The sequence below is a fragment of the Acinetobacter sp. 129952 genome, assembly GCF_056642055.1.
This window is the reverse complement of the sequence record NZ_JBWVSU010000005.1, coordinates 163,858-182,645: the sequence shown is the minus strand read 5'-3', so window position 1 is coordinate 182,645 and position 18,788 is coordinate 163,858. Positions and strand designations below refer to the sequence as shown.

At 40.1% G+C, this 18,788-nt stretch carries 18 protein-coding genes; 1 reads left to right on the top strand and 17 read right to left on the bottom strand.

Annotated elements, in window-relative coordinates:
• Positions 1–2 precede the first annotated feature (2 nt).
• The 17 genes from hisS to AC1IR0_RS07630 form a co-directional block, all read right to left on the bottom strand.
• Positions 3–1,298, bottom strand: coding sequence for a histidine--tRNA ligase (hisS, locus tag AC1IR0_RS07710; protein ID WP_479741262.1), 1,296 nt, complete (start codon positions 1,296–1,298; stop codon positions 3–5).
• 3 nt (positions 1,299–1,301) lie between these two features.
• On the bottom strand, positions 1,302–2,423 hold the full coding sequence (gene ispG / locus AC1IR0_RS07705; RefSeq protein WP_004278355.1) for a flavodoxin-dependent (E)-4-hydroxy-3-methylbut-2-enyl-diphosphate synthase: 1,122 nt from the start codon (positions 2,421–2,423) through the stop codon (positions 1,302–1,304).
• Between the two features lie 23 nt (positions 2,424–2,446).
• On the bottom strand, positions 2,447–3,238 hold the full coding sequence (locus AC1IR0_RS07700) for a helix-turn-helix domain-containing protein (RefSeq protein WP_004278356.1): 792 nt from the start codon (positions 3,236–3,238) through the stop codon (positions 2,447–2,449).
• Positions 3,229–4,029, bottom strand: coding sequence for a type IV pilus biogenesis/stability protein PilW (gene pilW / locus AC1IR0_RS07695; protein WP_224216973.1), 801 nt, complete (start codon positions 4,027–4,029; stop codon positions 3,229–3,231). The genes AC1IR0_RS07700 and pilW overlap by 10 nt, the downstream gene beginning before the upstream one ends.
• A gap of 14 nt (positions 4,030–4,043) precedes the next feature.
• Complete coding sequence (rlmN, locus tag AC1IR0_RS07690) at positions 4,044–5,279, bottom strand: dual-specificity RNA methyltransferase RlmN (protein WP_004278358.1); 1,236 nt, start codon at positions 5,277–5,279, stop codon at positions 4,044–4,046.
• Positions 5,280–5,401: 122 nt separating this feature from the next.
• Entirely contained in the window at positions 5,402–5,833 is a 432-nt protein-coding gene (gene ndk, locus AC1IR0_RS07685; RefSeq protein ID WP_004647460.1) for a nucleoside-diphosphate kinase, read from the bottom strand.
• 110 nt (positions 5,834–5,943) lie between these two features.
• The gene (gene iscX, locus AC1IR0_RS07680; RefSeq protein WP_004278360.1) at positions 5,944–6,144 is read right to left on the bottom strand and encodes a Fe-S cluster assembly protein IscX; all 201 of its coding nucleotides are present in this window, start codon (positions 6,142–6,144) and stop codon (positions 5,944–5,946) included.
• An 87-nt stretch (positions 6,145–6,231) separates the two neighbouring features.
• A complete protein-coding gene (locus AC1IR0_RS07675; RefSeq protein WP_004278361.1) occupies positions 6,232–6,783 on the bottom strand; it encodes a phosphatase PAP2 family protein in 552 nt (183 codons plus the stop codon).
• 20 nt (positions 6,784–6,803) lie between these two features.
• A complete protein-coding gene (locus AC1IR0_RS07670; protein ID WP_409651927.1) occupies positions 6,804–8,084 on the bottom strand; it encodes a glycosyltransferase family 4 protein in 1,281 nt (426 codons plus the stop codon).
• A gap of 272 nt (positions 8,085–8,356) precedes the next feature.
• Positions 8,357–8,767 carry a hypothetical protein gene (locus AC1IR0_RS07665; protein ID WP_479741261.1) on the bottom strand — a complete coding sequence of 137 codons (411 nt, stop codon included), beginning with the start codon at positions 8,765–8,767 and terminating at the stop codon, positions 8,357–8,359.
• A gap of 10 nt (positions 8,768–8,777) precedes the next feature.
• Positions 8,778–11,108, bottom strand: coding sequence for a fimbria/pilus outer membrane usher protein (locus AC1IR0_RS07660; RefSeq protein WP_409651924.1), 2,331 nt, complete (start codon positions 11,106–11,108; stop codon positions 8,778–8,780).
• Positions 11,109–11,149: 41 nt separating this feature from the next.
• Positions 11,150–11,851: a fimbrial biogenesis chaperone gene (locus AC1IR0_RS07655; RefSeq protein WP_005107881.1), complete on the bottom strand. Its 702-nt coding sequence runs from the start codon at positions 11,849–11,851 to the stop codon at positions 11,150–11,152.
• Positions 11,852–11,961: 110 nt separating this feature from the next.
• Complete coding sequence (locus tag AC1IR0_RS07650; protein WP_253159857.1) at positions 11,962–12,483, bottom strand: hypothetical protein; 522 nt, start codon at positions 12,481–12,483, stop codon at positions 11,962–11,964.
• 900 nt (positions 12,484–13,383) lie between these two features.
• Positions 13,384–14,214 (bottom strand): DUF2971 domain-containing protein, encoded by an 831-nt coding sequence (locus AC1IR0_RS07645; protein ID WP_262457693.1) that lies wholly within the window; start codon positions 14,212–14,214, stop codon positions 13,384–13,386.
• A gap of 173 nt (positions 14,215–14,387) precedes the next feature.
• Complete coding sequence (gene ilvC / locus AC1IR0_RS07640) at positions 14,388–15,404, bottom strand: ketol-acid reductoisomerase (protein WP_409651919.1); 1,017 nt, start codon at positions 15,402–15,404, stop codon at positions 14,388–14,390.
• Between the two features lie 106 nt (positions 15,405–15,510).
• Positions 15,511–16,002 (bottom strand): acetolactate synthase small subunit, encoded by a 492-nt coding sequence (gene ilvN / locus AC1IR0_RS07635; RefSeq protein WP_004278369.1) that lies wholly within the window; start codon positions 16,000–16,002, stop codon positions 15,511–15,513.
• The gene (locus AC1IR0_RS07630) at positions 15,999–17,726 is read right to left on the bottom strand and encodes an acetolactate synthase 3 large subunit (RefSeq protein ID WP_191112067.1); all 1,728 of its coding nucleotides are present in this window, start codon (positions 17,724–17,726) and stop codon (positions 15,999–16,001) included. The genes ilvN and AC1IR0_RS07630 overlap by 4 nt, the downstream gene beginning before the upstream one ends.
• A 686-nt stretch (positions 17,727–18,412) precedes the next feature.
• On the opposite strand from AC1IR0_RS07630, the gene AC1IR0_RS07625 reads away from it, so the two are divergent.
• Positions 18,413–18,766 (top strand): DUF4124 domain-containing protein, encoded by a 354-nt coding sequence (locus tag AC1IR0_RS07625; RefSeq protein ID WP_409651914.1) that lies wholly within the window; start codon positions 18,413–18,415, stop codon positions 18,764–18,766.
• Positions 18,767–18,788: the final 22 nt, after the last annotated feature.

The window sequence follows — 18,788 nt, the reverse complement described above, 5'->3', positions numbered from 1 at the left end:
GATTATTTTGAAGAAATTTTAGTACTAAAAAATGCAACGAAGTCCGTAAATGGTACATTCGATTGCTCTGCGGTTGCCAGCTCTTTCACAGTAAACGCCTGAGCTTCCAGTTCACGTTCACCCAAAATCGCCGCATACAAAGCACCGGCTTGATCAGCCTTTTTCATTTGCGATTTCATTGAACCTTGTGAGCCTACTTTCAGACGAACCTGACTGCCTGCTGCTTCAAGCTGATCCCGGATCTGCTCTGCAATGACCAAAGCCTTACCTTGAGCAGCCGGTTCAGCCACCAGGAATACTTCACAATCACGTGTCGGGGTATTGTCTTCAGCCTGTTCCAGCAGAAGCAACAACCGCTCAACCCCCATGGCAAAACCAACAGCAGGGATAGATTGATCAGGCTTACCTTTGAGTTGTCCCACCAGACCGTCATAACGGCCACCGGCACATACCGTACCCTGTGAACCCAAATGGGTTGTGGTCCATTCAAAAACAGTTTTGTTGTAATAGTCCAGACCACGTACCAGTTTTTGATTGATCACAAAACTGATGCCTGCATCGGTCAAGTACTGTTGTAGCTGGGTAAAATGCGCCAGCGTTTCTTCACCCATAAAATCATGAAGTTTCGGTGCATTTTCCAAGATGCTTTGTGTTTTGGCATCTTTAGAATCTAGAATACGCAGTGGATTGGTGGTTAAACGACGTTGTGAATCTTCATCCATATCCGCTTTATGCGACTCCAGAAATTCAACCAGTGCCGCACGATATGCTGCACGCTCATCCGACTCACCGAGTGTATTTAACTCAAGCTGAACCTTGTCTGCCACACCCATACGTTTCCACAGACGCGCCGTCATCAGAATCAGTTCTGCATCCATATCTGGCGTTGCCACACCAAAGGTTTCCACACCAAACTGGTGAAACTGACGGTAACGGCCTTTTTGCGGTTTTTCATAACGAAACATGGATCCGATATACCAGACGCGAGGCGTCGCACCGCGCAGCAGGTTATGCTCCAGCATGGCACGCACACAACCCGCCGTCCCTTCAGGACGCAGCGTCAACGACTCAGGCGGATTACCCTTGTCGAGGAAGGTATACATTTCTTTTTCAACGATATCGGTTGCATCACCGATCGAACGTTTGAACAGATTGGTCTGCTCAACCATAGGCAGACGGATTTGTTGATAGCCATAGGCATCCATCAAACCGGATAGATGCTGTTCAAGACGTCTCCAAGCTGGGGTTTGCGTTGGGAGAATGTCATTAAAACCTTTGATTGCGACGATTGAACTCATGATCTACTCAGGAAAACTTGTACGAATAATTTCTTTAGATTTAGCTTCTTCAAGCTCGGTAACACGTTGACGAACCATGGTTTCGATTTCATCAACCAATTGATTCGTGTCAATTAAATGGCTCTTCTCACCATTACGGTACACTAGTGAACGTGGTGCTGCACCCACTACACCGATATCCGCTTCTTTGGCTTCGCCCGGCCCATTGACCTTACAGCCAATGACAGACACATCCATTGGGGTACGAATATCTTCTAAACGCTCTTCAAGTTGCTGCATCACGGAAATCACATTAAATTCCTGACGTGAACAGCTTGGGCAGGCAATGAAGTTAATCCCGTTTGAGCGCAGACCCAACGATTTCAGAATATCAAAACCAATTTTAATTTCTTCTTCAGGCTCGGCAGCTAGTGAAATACGCATGGTATCCCCAATGCCTTCCATCAGCAGACCACCCAAAGCGATCGCAGATTTAACCGAACCGGTACGGTAAATACCCGCTTCTGTGACACCCAGATGGAGCGGATTATCAATTTGCTGTGACAGCAAACGATACGCATCCATGGTCAGGAACACATTCGAGGCTTTGACTGAAATTTTGAATTCCTGGAAATCCAGACGGTCTAAAATATCGATATGACGCATCGCAGATTCAAGCAGTGCCTGACCCGTCGGCTCGCCATATTTCTTTTGAATATCTTTTTCCAGTGAGCCGGCATTGACACCGATCCGCATGGAAATGTCGTTATGACGTGCCGCGGCCACCACTTCACGGATTTTCGCTTCCGAACCGATATTGCCCGGGTTAATCCGCAGGCAGTCTGCACCCAAATCCGCAACTGCCAAAGCAATTTTATAATCGAAGTGAATATCGGCGACCAAAGGTACATTGACCTGCTTGCGAATTTCACCAAATGCCGCCGCCGCTTCCATGGTAGGCACAGAAACCCGCATGATGTCTGCACCGGCATCTACACAGCGCTGAATCTGTGCAACCGTAGCTGCTACATCACAGGTTTCAGTATTGGTCATGGACTGGATACTGATTGGTGCATCACCACCCACATAAACTGAACCCACACGAATTTTACGTGTTGGACGACGTTTAATTGGATTTACGATCATCGTTCTGCTCTACTCTTGATCTGTTAAGGTGATAAACGGAATTCTGCTTTTCCGTTCACAGTGTAGGGTGACAATGAAATATTTTCATTATTTAAACTGAGTGATACAGCCGATGCATCATCCAGACGAATCTGGAATGGCGCTTCACCATTCAGCTGCAAGCTCGATGCCTGACGGCCAGTTGCCAGAACATTACCCGCCGAGTCGACAATATGCACCGAAGTCGGACGGTTAAAATCAAGTTTCAGCTGATCACCGGAAAGTGCGGCACCTGTATCCAGATTCAGAATCTCGACATTAGAAGCGCCTACTCCAGAGACTTCAGTGCTATTTTGTGAATTACTACTCGACCAGTTCTGAATCATGGCAAACAGTGCACCCAAAATCAGCAGCAATACCAGCGTAATAAAAATGCGCTTTAACCACTTACGATTGCGGTCACGTTTGGAACCTGGCAATTTCCCCATAATTTTGATAGGAGAATTATTCAGGGCATGATTCGGCAGCAGCCCGGTATCATTGGTATAAATTTCATCAAAACGTTGAATAATACTAGACGCATCTACACCCAGAAATTTGGCATAAGTCCGGTAATAACCTTTAATAAAGGTCGCTTCAGGCAAAGACTTGTATTCATCCTGCTCAAGAGCAGTCAGGGTTTTGACTGGGATGTTCAGCTCTTTCGCTACATCTTCCAGATTGCGTTGCTGATTGATACGAATCTGGCGCAAGTACTCGCCCGGACGTTGAATATTTCCTAACGCATTTGGAGCTACGCTCGAATGATTCGATGGTGAATTAGGATTTACTTCCATACGGCCTCAGTACTGTACTGTAATTGCAAATAACGTTGGTATTCCTGGCTTTCAGGAAAAAGTGCACGTAACTGGTTGACCAATACCTGCATCCCCAACTGATCACCCCCGGCACGCGCAGTGCGAATGCCAACCCAGAGCGCACGGGCACCCTGATTTTTCTGTCCCACACCACGCACAAACTGTTGATACATTTGTGTCGCCGCCGGGAACTGCTGGTTCAAATAAAATATTTCTGCTAACTCTAACATTGAAATATAAGAATCGCGATTGGCTTGCAGCGCCTGTTTGAATGATTTTTCAGCATTTGCTGTATCACCCAGTTTCAGGTAAATCCGCCCCATATTTTCCAGTGCGCGGAATCGCTGATCATAACCCAACGTAGCACCAGCAATTTGAAACTGCTCGATCGCATCATTATAGCGTTCAAGCTGATATAAATAAGTGCCGTAATTATTTCGCGCCTGCGCATTTTTCGGATCTGCCGAAATCGCACGCTTGAAATAATGATCTGCTTTTTCGAGATTAAGCTTACTACCTTCCTGTTGCAGTAGCACGCCCATCATCATATTTGCTTGAGAATCACGCGGAGTAGTCTCAAGTGCCTGATCCAGCGCACGTTTGGCTGCATCCAGGTCACCTGTTCTCAGATATTCTACCGCCAATTGGGTACGGACTTTGGTGGCCTTTTCAGGGTCTTTCTGACCCAGATCTGGCGTCTGACACGCGACTAAAACCAAAGACACACATACTGTTGAAATCAAAGCAAACTTTGATGTTAGATTTCTCAACTGGCGACCTCTTATTATCCTTGTGAGCGCATGATCTCATTCGATTGCGCAATTTTCTTTTTCCACTGTTCCGCACGACGGGTACGGTCAGCGACTTGTCCGACTAACTGTCCACACGCGGCATCAATGTCATCACCGCGTGTCTGACGAATCGTACACACAAAACCGGCATCAGACAAAGTTTTTTGGAAAGAAATAATCCGGTTGCGGCTTGAGCGGCCATATGGCGCATGCGGGAACGGATTAAAAGGAATCAAATTAATCTTGCTTGGCAAATTCTTCAACAGCTTAATCATTTGCTGAGCATGTTCAGGATGGTCATTCACGCCATCTAACATCACATATTCAATCGTCACATGTTTACGTGAACTTTCGTTACCATCTTTAGCAATATAGCGCTGACATGCAGCAATCAGCTGCTCAAGCGGATATTTTTTATTGATCGGCACCAGCTCGTTACGCAGCTCGTCATTGGGCGCATGCAATGAAATAGCCAGCGCCACGTCAATATCTTTGACCATCTGATCGATTTTCGGCACCACACCAGAAGTCGATAAAGTCACACGACGTTTTGACATGCCGTATGCAAAGTCATCCAGCATAATGCGCATTGAATTCAATACTGCATCGTAGTTAAGCAATGGCTCGCCCATGCCCATCATCACCACGTTTGTGACTGAGCGTTCACGTTCAAGTACAGGCACATCTTCCATATAGGAATAATTCGCCATCCAGAGCTGACCGATAATTTCCGCCTGGGTCAAATCGCGCTGAAAACCCTGTTTACCGGTCGAACAGAATGAACAGTCCAGTGCACAGCCCACTTGTGAAGAAATACACAAAGTGCGACGTAAACCACTGCGATGTTCAGCAGGAATCAGTACCGTTTCAACAAGAGAACCTTCGCCATCGCCAACACGGAATACCCATTTACGGGTTCCATCTTTGGAATAGTTTTTATGCACCACTTCCGGTGCTTTAATTTCACAAATCTTTTCCAGTTTTTCACGCAGTTTTCCTGAAATATTGGTCATTTCAGCAAAATCGGTCACGAAGAACTGGTGAATCCATTTCATCACCTGCCCGGCACGAAACTTCTTCTCACCCATGTCCTCAAAGAATTTTTCCATTTGCGGACGTGACATGCCAAGTAAATTCACTTTCTCGACAGTATTTGCCTGTGCTGGAGCGGATGGAGTGTGTTGCTGTGGCTCAGAAACTGCTGATACAGCGACTGCTTCAGTACTCATGTGTATTACCTAAACCATGTCTAAAGATGAAAGGAGAAGCTCAATATGTGAGCAAAGAATTATTCAGAGAATAAAAAAACCAGATAAGTATAATAACACTTATCTGGCTTGAATACTGCGAATTAACGAGTACGTGGAGCAATCTCAGTTTGAGCGAAGAAGTAGTTAACTTCACGATCAGCAGATGCTACAGAGTCAGAACCGTGAGCAGCGTTTTCATCGATGCTTACAGCGAAATCTGCACGGATAGTACCAGGAGCAGCTTCTTTAGGATTCGTCGCACCAAGGATGTCACGATGAGCAAGAACAGCGTTTTCGCCTTCAAGAACTGAAACAACCACTGGACCAGAAGTCATGAATGCAACCAGGTCAGCAAAGAAACCACGTTCTTTGTGCTCAGCATAGAAGCCTTCAGCTTCAGCTTGAGTCAAATGTTTCATTTTAGTTGCAACAATTTGAAGACCAGCTTTCTCGAAACGAGCAAAGATGTCGCCGATGTGGTTTTTAGCAACTGCGTCTGGTTTAACGATAGATAAAGTACGTTCGATAGCCATGATAGGCTCCTTAAGTCAATTGTTGACATGAAAATTTGGCGCATTATACCGAGATAATGCGCATTTTTCTGCTTTTCATCTGTAAAAAAATGCTTTTTTAAGATGAGGGCTTAGCGTGCCTCGTCAATCCATGCCATTTGAATGGCTTCAAGCAAACCTTCAGTCGACTTGGTTGGATCATCTTCAAACTCAGGCAAAGCACACACCCAGGCATGTAAATCAGTAAAACGAATCCACTGCGGGTCCACATCTGGATGCGCTTCATAGAGTTCAATCGCGATATCGAGCGTGTCAGTCCAACGTAAACCCATCTCTATTTCTCACCATAATTGCTTTGATGCTGTACTTTAACAAATCTGTGAAAATCTGCGAGCCTTTGCTCCGGCTTTCACTTATTTTTACAGCACAATATTCAGATAAGGCGCGGTCAGGACAATGGCAATTGCCATCATGCCACCCAGAATTGCGCCAACTGCCACATCACTTGGATAATGCAATCCCAGCACCATTCGGGACACTGCGACCAGAACCGTAAAAGGCAACATCAGCATGAGTAATAAAGGTGCGACATAACCTAAAACGGTGGTTGCCATCACGGCATGCAAGGTATGCCCGGAAGGAAAACTGAAATGATCCAGTGGATGCTCACCCAAACGGATCACTTGATGTACCTGATAAGGACGTGGCCGTACGGTTTTGATTTTAAGTACCTTGTAAATCATAGTACCAATGGTGCTTCCTAGAATCAGATAAACAATCTGCACGGTATAGATCAAGCCTTGCATGATCCAAACCAGTATCAGCATAAAATACCAAAATGCACCATTTCCTAAGCGGCTAATCATTTTAAAAAAAGTGGCAATACGGACTGAATGAGAAAAATGATTCAGATAAACACAGCCTTTCAAATCGATTTCTAAAAATTTAATCTTTACATTCTGGAGTTTCACACTGGTGCTCCTTTCTTGTTTTATATCCTGTATTCCTGTTGCTGTACCAGTGAATACAGTGCCTGTTCAAATTGCCGGACTGGATATTGCCAGCCTACCTTTTCGGCTTTTTTACGTGCTTGCGCGCCCATCTGCTGCAATCTTTGCAGATCAGGCAATCCGAGCATCTGCTGGATCAAACCCTGCTGATGTCCAAGTCTGCTCAACCATCCCGTTTCACCATGCTGCACATGCAAGTTTGCACAAGCATAATCATAAGCAATTACTGGCAAGCCACTGGCCATCGCTTCCAATACCACATTTCCAAAGGTTTCTACCTGACTGGCAAAACAGAACACATCAGCACTGGCATACGCCGCTGACAGTTTTTCTCCTGTCAAGCTACCGGTAAAAACAATGCTGCCATCCTGATTCAGTTGTTGCAGTCGAGTGCGATCCGGCCCATCTCCAACCACCACCAAACGTATATCTTGCTGGCGAACTTGGCGCAGCACAAAATAGGTCTTGATCAGCACGTCAATTTCCTTTTCAGGAGAAAGCCGTCCGACATACAACATTACCCGGGTCTCATTTGAAACTCCCCAAGCATAGCGCAAATCTGGTGATCGCCACTTTGGTGAAAATGTATCTGGATCGACGCCCCTGCCCACAACTGCCAAGGGACAAGTTACACCAAACTGATTTAAGGCTTGAGCCGTGCCTCGACTCGGGACACAGGTCAAATCAGTATTATTATGAAACCACTTTAAATAGCCTTGAATTGGCTTTAGTAAAAAAGCCAAATCAAAAAACCGACTAAATTCCTGAAATGACGAATGGAAACCGCTAGAGATTGGAATTTTATGGAATTTTGCAAGCTGTTGAGCTACCAAACCTAAAGGGCCTTCGGTCACAATGTGAATAATATCGGGTGTAAAAATTTCAACAGCTTGATGGATTTTTAGAAATTGCGGTCTACCAAACTGCAAATTGCTATATTTAGGAAGGCAATGCGCTTTAACCAGACACTCACTATGCGGTTTAAAATCGTTACAGGCTTGCCGTTGTTCTGGACGAATTAATAAAATCTTATGCCCCTGTTTTTGTAATCCTTTACAAAGTTGCAATAAAGCGTGGGCAACCCCATTGATTTCAGGAGGCCAAGTTTCGGTAACGATGGCAATTTTTAAACGGGACCGTGTCAGATCTTCTAAGATAATTTTGTCATGAATGGCCTGTTTACGTTGTTCTTTTAAATCAAACTGGATTTTGTGAATAACAGGTCTTTGCTCTAATAATTCTGAGATGGAAATTTGTTGCATCTCGCACCTATTCGCTTATATTTTTCACCCAGTATAGAAAGATCTCATGACTATTTGATGAATAAAAATAACTAAAAAAAGCCAAAAATAAATCTTCTAAATTATTATTTATATTAAAAAAATAAGTGAATACCAATTACTCCTTAGACTAAAAAGATATTCACTTTATACAGATCTTCATTTAACTCCCTCAAAGTTTCTGCATGTTTGCTCTACTGTACTGATCCCAGGTTGGTTTAAAGTCTTTCAGGCAATTTCCTTATTTCTATGATTTAAAAATTAATATCGACAGAAATCCGATCACGATAAGTTCCAGCTGGAACCCCATTAAAAGGATTCTCTTCGAGTTGAACCGAAACGACATATTTCTGTCTCTGTGAAGCTCCCTGATTCACTCTGACTCCCCATAACCTACTATTTGCACCACTCAAATTCAATTTGGTACGCAATTTATTAGGACCGTTAGACACATAACTTATCCCGTTAGAACTCACCAGGTTCTGGCTATTAAATAAAATTGAATAGCCAGTATCACATGAAATATTAAATGAAGTGGCAGCCTGACTACGCTGATAGCTGGCTAGACGTAATTCTGGAGTAGTAAAACCATCAATCGAGCAATATTGGGCCATGGCTATTTCACTCATACTGAGTGCGGTAATAAATAAAAAGAGTTTTTTCATTTTTCTACTCCTACTTACATAGAGTTTCCAGAATTTGTTTGTCTGCATTCTGGAATTGGTTTTCATTCAGAATGAATTGAGCCTGGCACTGCTGTCCCCTACTAGTCTTCACTTTAATGTTGTAAGTGCCTGCTTTAAATAGATATAGGTAAACAATACCCTGACTATCAACAAAAGAAGGTTCTGTACTGAGACCATCCACAAGAACCTCAGAGCCTATGACTAAATTATTTTGTTGCGCATCTTTAATTCTTAGCGCAATACGTTTGGTTTTATAGATAGGAAAATCCAGCTTATATCCACGTTGATCCAGACCAATCATTTTTTTAGAAGAGTGTTCAAAAGTTTCTTCCATCGCTAACTGGTTATGGTCAAAAGAAATATCATAATGAATATAAGGAATAATGTTATGTATAAACATATAGCCTTGATTATTGGTACTTCCAGCTAGACTCGCTGAGCGATAGATATCAAGATTTGGATGTTGATCCACTTCAACCAGAACAAAAGCATTATCAGCATATTTGGTGAATGCCATTTTACCACCCAGCCAGACTAAGGCACCCTCAAACATAGCCTGTGAATTACGACGATTCTCATATTCATCATGAGAAAGTTGTAAATTACCTACACTGGTCTTCCATAAACCATAGGCATTGTAATTCACTTCTTCTTCAGTGCGATTAACCCCCAAAACATAATCAAAACCATTCTGAGTCATCGTTCTGTGACTAAAACTTAAACTCGTTTCATTATCTTCAGTATCGTGATTTAAATAAATTTGACCCTTTTCTTCCCAATCATAAGATAAAGCGATATTAAAACCATGATCCCCATCATTCCCAAAATCTTTATAAAAGCCAAAATTTGTATATAATTTTTTTGTTAAGCTTTTTGAAGCTCGAATATCAAAAATTTTCTGAGTATCATTACTAAAACCATTTTGATCATAATAAGATTGATAAATATAACTAAGATTTAATCCATCAATGAATCCCAAATTGGAAAAATTAAAATATAGAATATTTGAGGCTTCAATATTAGAGTCATATATATCACCACTTAAATATTGATATTCCTGAGTAAAATATCGACTATTTATACCAAAGGACCAGTTTCTAAAATCCCGACTCAGGGCTATCGAAGCCGCATATCCTTGTTCATCATCCGCTTCTGTCTGGCTAACTGAAAATGCACTATCCATAAGCAAGTATTTACTTATTCCTTGTGTCCATAAAAAATCAAAATTGCTGACATCTTTACTATATAAAAAATCTCCTCCCAAGGTCATTGAAGACGTTATACCCCGCCGATAAAACAATTTTGTAAAAAACTCCCGATAATCATCATCGACATAATCATAGTTATATCTTAATTTACCCAATGAAATATTATATTCATTCAATTTTGGTTTTAATAATCGACTATTAATATAAACGGGAAAACTCTGGACTGTCCTATTCCCTAAAATATCTTCTACAACAATTTGCGCATCACCCGCCTGATTTAGCATTGCTCCAGCAGGAAGATTATAATTACCGGGGGTAACAGAATCCCGATATAAACGCACCCCATTAATATATAGATCAATTGTTGAAGGTACGCTTGCACTCCCATTTAAAGTCGGCGCATTCCAGTAAACAAAGTCTGGACGATTGGTATAGTTGGTACCAAAGCTTAGCCCCCCAAACCGAAAAGAATTATTTAAACTGCTATAAGGACTCGTCGTATCTCCCAAGGTAAGTCTTGAAAAGATTTTTGGAAATTCAACATCGAGCGTCGTATTGACACGTAAAAGTCCTTCTTCAATATCTTCAGGTTCATTACGATATAAAAAAGCATTTTTTAATAACCAATAATCTTTAAATATCCCAATTTCTGAAAATGTATTAAACTCTTGTTCTGCATCATCTTTATTATAAAATAAACTATAATTAACAAACCCTCCAAAATTCGCTTTCTCGGGATTTTCTACCTCTAATTCATAATGAGTATCTTCAAAATAATTGACTGGAAAGTTAATTTTAATGGCTTGTAAACTATAGTCATCTTCAACTGTTACACCTGGTTGATTCAATAAACAGAACTCCTTCTTGACCAAATGACGGGGGATCCTTTCAATGTGAATTCCTATTCTGGATAAAGCCTCACACTCAATATACCTCTGCCCTCCATCAGAAAAATGAATTGCTTCAGTTTTATAATCTAAGCCATTTACCCATATGTTTACGATGAACATTTCTAGATTGTCTTTCTGCACCGTCTGTTGGACATTTTCAGCATTTACATTTGTTAGCCCCATCCCACACGCGATCATTAGAAGAATTTTAGTGACCTTCATAGCATCATCCTTTTACTATTTATTCTTTTTGTAAGCATCTTCTAGGCTTTTACAGGAAATTCCAAATATCCCTCATGGTCTTCTACTTTTATTTTTAACTTCAAATCTCCATTTTCTTTTAATTCGCCAAGTTCAAATTTAATTTTATTTCCACTCAAAATATATTGAACAAAATCTTTTTTCATGAGTTGATTATTTTTATCATCCAATACTATAACTTCAGTAATTTTTGCATGAGATTTAGATAGATTATTTACATTTAGATAAGCCAGTTCATTAATTTTTTGCAAATCTATATTTAATTGTGGTGTAACCTGTTTTCCAGCAAAAAAAGGCAGTGAGAAGTTAAACAAAAAATTAATCGAAGAATTATCATCAACTGGTGTTACTTCTTTAAAAATGATCCTCCATGATTGCTGTTGTTCTAAATTTAATGGGGGTTGGCTAAACCCGATACGGACAACTTGTTTACTTTCAGGTTTTAGCTCAAATGTTTTTGGATTAAACAATAAAGTATTATCCTCCAATAGAACATCTTCACCTTTTTCATTTTGCTGCCATTTAAATGCACTAATTTCATATATTTTTGAAGTACTTAATCCTGTACTTTCAATATTAACAGTTGTACTTTTCTGTCTTTTAAAATCTTGAATATAGAGTTGGATAGGACTGAATTTTATTCCCGCTGATAAAGAAAAACTAAACAAAAACAATATAGAAAATCCTATAATTTTTTTAATCATATTTCACTCCTAAACCTAAATATAATTATTATTAATCATAAAAATATTAAAATAGGAGATGTAGTACATCTCCTACTTATTCAAAATGTTATATAAAAAATTTCTTATTATTAGAATCGCACTTCTACGTTATATACACCACGATAAGTACCAGCATCAGCTGCTTCAACCGCACTACCAGCTACTGTAGCTGCGACATCCCAACGATGAGCTTGTCCTTTGGTACTTGACTGAGTGCCATAATAAGCTTTTCCACCACGTGTAGTAGTCACAACTACAGGTACAGAGTTCTCACCATTGCGCAAAGTATTTAGTGGATTAATATTTAATCGATAAGGGGCATTTGTGCTGACATTAAAGAAGCCCGCATCGCTCCAATTACCTCCCGTGGTTTGTGCAAGTGTTAATCGAGGTGTCTCAACATCTAAATCACAATGTCTTGGAACTTCCAAAACAATGTCAATTTTTCCGTCACATTTGTCTCCACATCCATGTTTGCCTGGTTTATGAGGTTTATTTGGACCCTGTTGTGGAGGACCACCTCGGTTTGTTTCTGCTGCGTATAGAGCTGTTGAACTAAAACTAAAACCCAGTACGAGTGCTGCTAATGTGGCTTGAGTCATTTTTTTCATATTTTTCTCCATTTCTTTTTTTAAAAGAATATATTTTTCTTTTATTTTTAACGCTTATATCCCAACTCTTAGAATTCAGAGCTATTTTTCTAAGCGCAGACTCATATTAGTGCGATTATTTTCATTAGCGTACAAAGCTTTAATATTCACAATATAGCCGCCTATATTTTTATAAAATTATCTATCTATATATTTATTTGTTTTATAAGCACTTAGACTTATATATAAATTATTACAAATACAATCAATTTAAAATTATAAGCATTCCATACTTTCACCACACTTCATTTAATAGATAAAAATACCCACAAGACATTGATATAATTATTTTTTCAAATTACTCAATTTAAATTGGAAATAAATCTTACAAATGCTTACAATTTCCAGATACTACCCTTTAAAAAAATTATTTTTTTTATTTTTTATAGTTATTTTTACAGCATCATAAAAGTTTAATATTTTTCAGCTAAACAAACAATTACAATCAAACAACACAAAGCATATATTGAACCTAGAGTATAAAAATGTAACAAAGTAAATAATTAATTTTATAATATTATTAAATTTTAATTACTATTAATTTAATTTATCAATAATTTTAATATTTAAAAATTTAATTTCAAAATTTATATTCTAATAAATATTTTTTTGATTGACATCAAGGTAAAAATAAGTTTAGTGATGTTTATTTCAATATTTTTTAATTGATTTTTTTTAGAGGTCGTACAATTACAGTTCAATAACTGATTTATACAAATCAAATAATAAAAAATTGAGTGTGGACATGATCAATAAGAATGAGTTTTTACGCTGGCTATACTTCATTTTTTGAAAAGAAAAATGAAGTGGAAATTTAGAACACATACTATGCTTTAAAACCAATATTATTACTTAATATTTTTAAATATCAATATTTTTACGTGTAAGACCCCACCTATCATAATCTTTATCTACTTTAAATACAGGTAAACTCAAACTTCTACAAAGGTTATATAACCGATCTAATTTTTCTATATTATCAGGATTCCAAGTATTAGTTTCTTTTTCTTGTGAACGTCTTAATTTCCGGTATGAACCTAATCCAAATGTTACATCAACAAAGGCATCAGGATTTATTTCCAATGTATAAATTGGTTTAAATCCTGGTGTAATTTTCTGCCATACTTGACCATCAAAATTATACTTTCGTTGACGTGGTATATGATAGGTAGAAATATAAGGTGAAATTTTTTTCACAATTCTTACCTCTTCTTCATACTTCCAAAAATGCATTTTATTAAGTAGCGCTTGTTTCAATATTTCTTTATCTTTTCCCCAAGTTAAATTTTCAACATTATTCAAAAATTCAACAGTACATCGATTTAAGTTTTTCGGCTCTTCACTTAAATATGTGACTGAACCACAGTCTGCTGTAATAATGAATTTATCAGCATCATTCAATCCAGCTTTATTTACGTCAATTCCAATTACTACACCATTATGGCTATCTGCATAATGTGCCCACATCAATGGATTTAATGGCTGTTTAGTTAAACATGTAATTAAATACTTTCTGGAAAACTTCTGCTGCAAAACCTCATTAGAATTTCGCTTTGAAATTACATGATCATACAAGCCTAATGTTGTACATTCGAACGGATCATTAAAATCCTCTAAATGCGAAAAAGCTAATGTCCGATTATTTAAGGTTAAAAGAGCATCATCAAAGCTCATATATTTATATAAAATCATTATTCTTATCCAATAAAAAACCCCGCTTTCGCAGGGCTTTTATAGCATAAAAATCAGCCAATCAAGAGATTAGTTTTTCTATTTATCAACGATTTTGTTTGCTTGGCTCCAAGATATGAAAAACCCACTCAAATTAAGTGGGTTTTCACATTCAAATCAATTGATTCGAGAAATTAGTTTTTCTCTTTATCTACAATTTTGTTCGCTTGGATCCAAGGCATCATCGCACGTAACTTGTTACCAGTAACTTCGATACCGTGAGCCGCATTTTGACGACGACGAGCAGTCATAGATGGGTAGTTCAACGCACCTTCTTGAATAAACATCTTCGCGTATTCGCCAGATTGAATACGTTTAAGTGCATTACGCATTGCTTCACGAGACTGTTCGTTGATTACTTCAGTACCCGTTACATATTCGCCGTATTCAGCGTTGTTTGACACTGAGTAGTTCATGTCCGCGATACCGCCTTCGAACATCAAGTCAACGATCAATTTAAGTTCGTGTAGACATTCGAAGTACGCCATTTCAGGAGCATAGCCAGCTTCAACAAGAGTTTCGAAGCCCATTTTAACCAATTCAACAGCACCACCACAAAGAACTGCTTGCTCACCGAAAAGATCAGTTTCAGTTTCTTCACGGAATGAAGTTTCGATGATACCTGTACGGCCGCCACCTACGCCTGAAGCGTAAGAAAGAGCAACGTTACGCGCATTACCAGAAGCATCTTGGTGAATCGCGATAAGGTCAGGAACACCTGAACCACGTTGGTATTCAGAACGTACTGTGTGACCAGGAGCTTTAGGCGCAACCATGATTACGTCTAAGTCAGCACGTGGAACAATTTGGTTATAAAGAATCGAGAAACCATGAGCAAATGCTAAAGTAGCGCCTTGCTTGATGTTTGGCTCAATTACGTCACGGTAAAGTTGAGATTGGAACTCATCTGGAGTCAAGATCATCACTACGTCAGCTTGCGCTACAGCAGCAGGAACTTCAGCAACTTTAAGACCTGAATTTTCAGCTTTCTTCCAAGAAGCAGAGTTCGCACGTAAACCTACAGTTACGTCAACGCCAGAATCTTTCAGGTTAAGCGCATGCGCGTGGCCTTGTGAACCGTAACCAATGATCGCTACTTTCTTAGATTGGATGATAGATAAGTCACAGTCTTTATCGTAAAAAATTTGCATTGCTGTCTCCGCTTAAATGCTTGTTTGTCCGTTAAATCAGGCAATGACCCTTAAATTTACATTGCCTGATACCCTCTTCTTATTCAGATGAGGAAATACTTAAAATTTAGATGGTGAGTACTTTTTCGCCGCGTGCGATACCTGATACACCTGAACGAACCACTTCTAAAATCGTGTGTTCTGCAAGTGCATCAATAAACGCATCCACTTTTTCAGTGGTACCCGCGATTTGAATGGTATAGGTCGTTGGTGTTACATCGACAATCTGACCACGGAAAATATCTGCCGTACGTTTGATTTCGTCACGCGATGAACCCAATGCTTTGACTTTAATCAGCATCAATTCACGCTCAATATGTGCACCTTCAGACAGGTCAACCACTTTCACCACTTCAACCAACTTGTTAAGCTGTTTGGTAATTTGCTCAATCTTGTGATCATCACCATAAGTGGTCAATGTCAAACGTGAAAGCGTTGGATCTTCAGTCGGAGCAACATTCAATGTTTCGATATTGTAGCCACGCTGTGAGAACAAACCCACTAAACGGGAAAGCGCGCCTGATTCGTTTTCTACGAGTACAGAGATAATATGTCTCATTTCGTGCGCTCCCCTTTAGCCAACCACATATCCTGCATCGACTGACCCGCAATCAACATCGGATAAACGTGCTCGGTACGATCTACCATAACGTTAATAAATACGCACTTGTCGTTAATCGCCATCGCTTCTGCAAGCTTCGACTCTAGCTCATCGGCATGATTAATCTGAATACCGACATGACCATAGGCTTCCATCAGTTTGGCAAAATCAGGCAATGAATCTACATAAGAACTTGAATGACGTCCTTCATAGTTCATATCTTGCCACTGCTTCACCATCCCTAAAGACTGGTTATTCAGGCACAGGATTTTTACATTCAGGCCATATTGCTTACAGGTCGACAGTTCCTGGATACACATCTGAATCGATGCTTCACCGGTGATACACACCACTTGCTGTTCCGGGTATGCAAGCTTCGCAGCCATTGCATACGGCAAGCCTACACCCATGGTGCCTAGACCACCTGAGTTGATCCATTGACGTGGACGTTTGTATTTGTAATACATCGCACCAAACATCTGATGCTGACCGACATCAGAAGTAATGATCGCTTCGCCATTGGTCACTTTATCCAATGCCTGAACCACTTGTTGTGGCTTCATCACGCCATCAACACCCGCTTCAAAACGACCGCCATGAACCTTGCGCCATTCATTGATCTGTTTCCACCATGCCGCAATCGCTTCAGGATTTGGCTTAGAAACATTAAGCTGTTTCAACTGGTTCAACATCTCATTCAGTACAGGCTCTACAGCACCGACAATTGGAATGTGCGCCATAATGGTTTTTGAGATTGTCGCTGGGTCGATATCTATATGAATGACTTTAGCATTTGGACAGAATTTTGCAGGATTGTTGGTCACACGGTCATCGAAACGCGCACCCACACACAGAATTACATCTGCATTGTGCATGGTCATGTTAGCTTCATAAGTACCGTGCATACCCAACATACCGATGAACTGTTCATCATCACCCGGGAATGCGCCAAGACCCATCAAGGTATTGGTCACTGGATAACCCAATAGATGCGCAAGCTCTGTCAATTGTGCTGAAGCATTGCCTTGAACCACACCACCGCCTGAGTAAATAACTGGGCGTTTAGCATGGATCAGTTCTTCAATCGCTTTACGAATTTGACCTGAGTGACCACGGAACGGTGGCTGATACGAACGCATCTTCACTTTTTCTGGGTATTCGTAAGCAAATTTCTCTGCAGGATTGGTCGCATCCTTTGGAATATCAATCACTACAGGACCTGGACGACCTGAAGACGCAATATAGAAGGCTTTCTTGATAATCGCAGGAATTTCGCTGGCATGACGCACCTGGAAGCTATGTTTCACGATAGGACGTGAAATACCGACCATATCGGTTTCCTGGAATGCATCTTCACCAATCAAATGACTCGCCACCTGACCTGACAAAATCACCATCGGGATTGAGTCCATATAGGCCGTTGCAATTGGCGTTACCGTGTTGGTTGCGCCCGGACCTGAAGTCACCAGCACCACACCGGTCTTGCCTGTCACGCGTGAGTATGCATCTGCCATGTGACCGGCAGCCTGTTCGTGACGTACGAGATAATGATTGATTTTGTCTTGTTGAAATAGCGCATCATAAATATGAAGAACTGCGCCGCCTGGGTATCCAAAAACATGTTCAACGCCTTCGTCCGCTAATGCGCGAACAAGCATTTCACCACCAGATAGAAGTTCCAACGTGATTCACCCTAATATTATTCACTGCACAAATGGGAGGCATTTGCAGTGTTTCATTTGTTAACTGTCTGCACTGTTATAGCACACAAACTTCATAGTTTTCATAGCAATAGGAAAAAAATCTGATCTCTTTGCTGTTCGAGCAATACGAGATCTAAAACATGTTGGGATAAACATATTTTGCTTAGCTTTGTTCAATTTCTCGGCTAGAGAAATCGCCCATTGCATGAAATGACACTTAGTCGAAGGGTGATCGATCTAAGGCATATAAAACTATTGCAGCATTCTTGTGTTTTCAGGCTTTAAAGTCAAGTTTAAAAAACAGACAATCTACGCTTATAGCGCCTAGATCTGCTGTTTTTAACAGCAATATCAGCTTATAGCCATGCATTGACTCTCTTCTTTCTTAATCTAATCCAATAAAATTCATAGGGTTAATGGTTTAATTTTATAAATTTTTAATATGTCTTATATAAAAAAAATGAATGAATTTTTATCAAATGAAAGGAAATTGTTTATCAATAAATTTTGTATACGAAGATTTATCTCTGATTTCTTATACGCTAGAGTGGGTTTGTTTAAGCGATTAACATCGAATAAAGCAGATAAAAATCCATCACTTTTACTGAAAATATCACTACAATCATTGCAGTATTCCATGCCTAGCAAGCCGAGGCCCAAGAACAATGAAAATATCTTTTTTAACCGCCTTCAGTCTAAGCTGCGCAATATCTCTGGGCATCTATAGCACCAGTGCGTCAGCAATCCAGTATTATAAATGGGTCGATGCCAAAGGTATCACGCATTATACCAAGACCCCACCGCCAAAATCTGCGAAAAAAGCCACCACAGTGGATACTTATGGCTGGAAAAATTCAGCACCGGCATCCTCAAAACCGGCTGAAACTGAAGCTCAAACCGAGAACACACCTCAAGAACAACAGCAACAAGCCCCTCAAGTTCCTGCGAATCAGGACCAGCAACAACGTGAAGCCAACGAAGCCTTGCAGCAATCTAAAAATCGTGCAGTGGCTTTATAAGATACCTCTCTTACTAGAACAG

Bases quoted from the DNA above. Each gene is read 5' to 3' on its own strand.
- rlmN (WP_004278358.1), bottom strand. From the start codon at position 5,279: ATGAGTACTGAAGCAGTCGCTGTATCAGCAGTTTCTGAGCCACAGCAA.
- AC1IR0_RS07650 (WP_253159857.1), bottom strand. From the start codon at position 12,483: ATGAAAAAAATGACTCAAGCCACATTAGCAGCACTCGTACTGGGTTTT.
- iscX (WP_004278360.1), bottom strand. From the start codon at position 6,144: ATGGGTTTACGTTGGACTGACACGCTCGATATCGCGATTGAACTCTAT.
- AC1IR0_RS07700 (WP_004278356.1), bottom strand. From the start codon at position 3,238: ATGGAAGTAAATCCTAATTCACCATCGAATCATTCGAGCGTAGCTCCA.
- AC1IR0_RS07670 (WP_409651927.1), bottom strand. From the start codon at position 8,084: ATGCAACAAATTTCCATCTCAGAATTATTAGAGCAAAGACCTGTTATT.
- AC1IR0_RS07665 (WP_479741261.1), bottom strand. From the start codon at position 8,767: ATGAAAAAACTCTTTTTATTTATTACCGCACTCAGTATGAGTGAAATA.
- AC1IR0_RS07655 (WP_005107881.1), bottom strand. From the start codon at position 11,851: ATGATTAAAAAAATTATAGGATTTTCTATATTGTTTTTGTTTAGTTTT.
- AC1IR0_RS07625 (WP_409651914.1), top strand. From the start codon at position 18,413: ATGAAAATATCTTTTTTAACCGCCTTCAGTCTAAGCTGCGCAATATCT.
- hisS (WP_479741262.1), bottom strand. From the start codon at position 1,298: ATGAGTTCAATCGTCGCAATCAAAGGTTTTAATGACATTCTCCCAACG.
- ispG (WP_004278355.1), bottom strand. From the start codon at position 2,423: ATGATCGTAAATCCAATTAAACGTCGTCCAACACGTAAAATTCGTGTG.
- ndk (WP_004647460.1), bottom strand. From the start codon at position 5,833: ATGGCTATCGAACGTACTTTATCTATCGTTAAACCAGACGCAGTTGCT.
- AC1IR0_RS07660 (WP_409651924.1), bottom strand. From the start codon at position 11,108: ATGAAGGTCACTAAAATTCTTCTAATGATCGCGTGTGGGATGGGGCTA.
- ilvN (WP_004278369.1), bottom strand. From the start codon at position 16,002: ATGAGACATATTATCTCTGTACTCGTAGAAAACGAATCAGGCGCGCTT.
- AC1IR0_RS07645 (WP_262457693.1), bottom strand. From the start codon at position 14,214: ATGATTTTATATAAATATATGAGCTTTGATGATGCTCTTTTAACCTTA.
- ilvC (WP_409651919.1), bottom strand. From the start codon at position 15,404: ATGCAAATTTTTTACGATAAAGACTGTGACTTATCTATCATCCAATCT.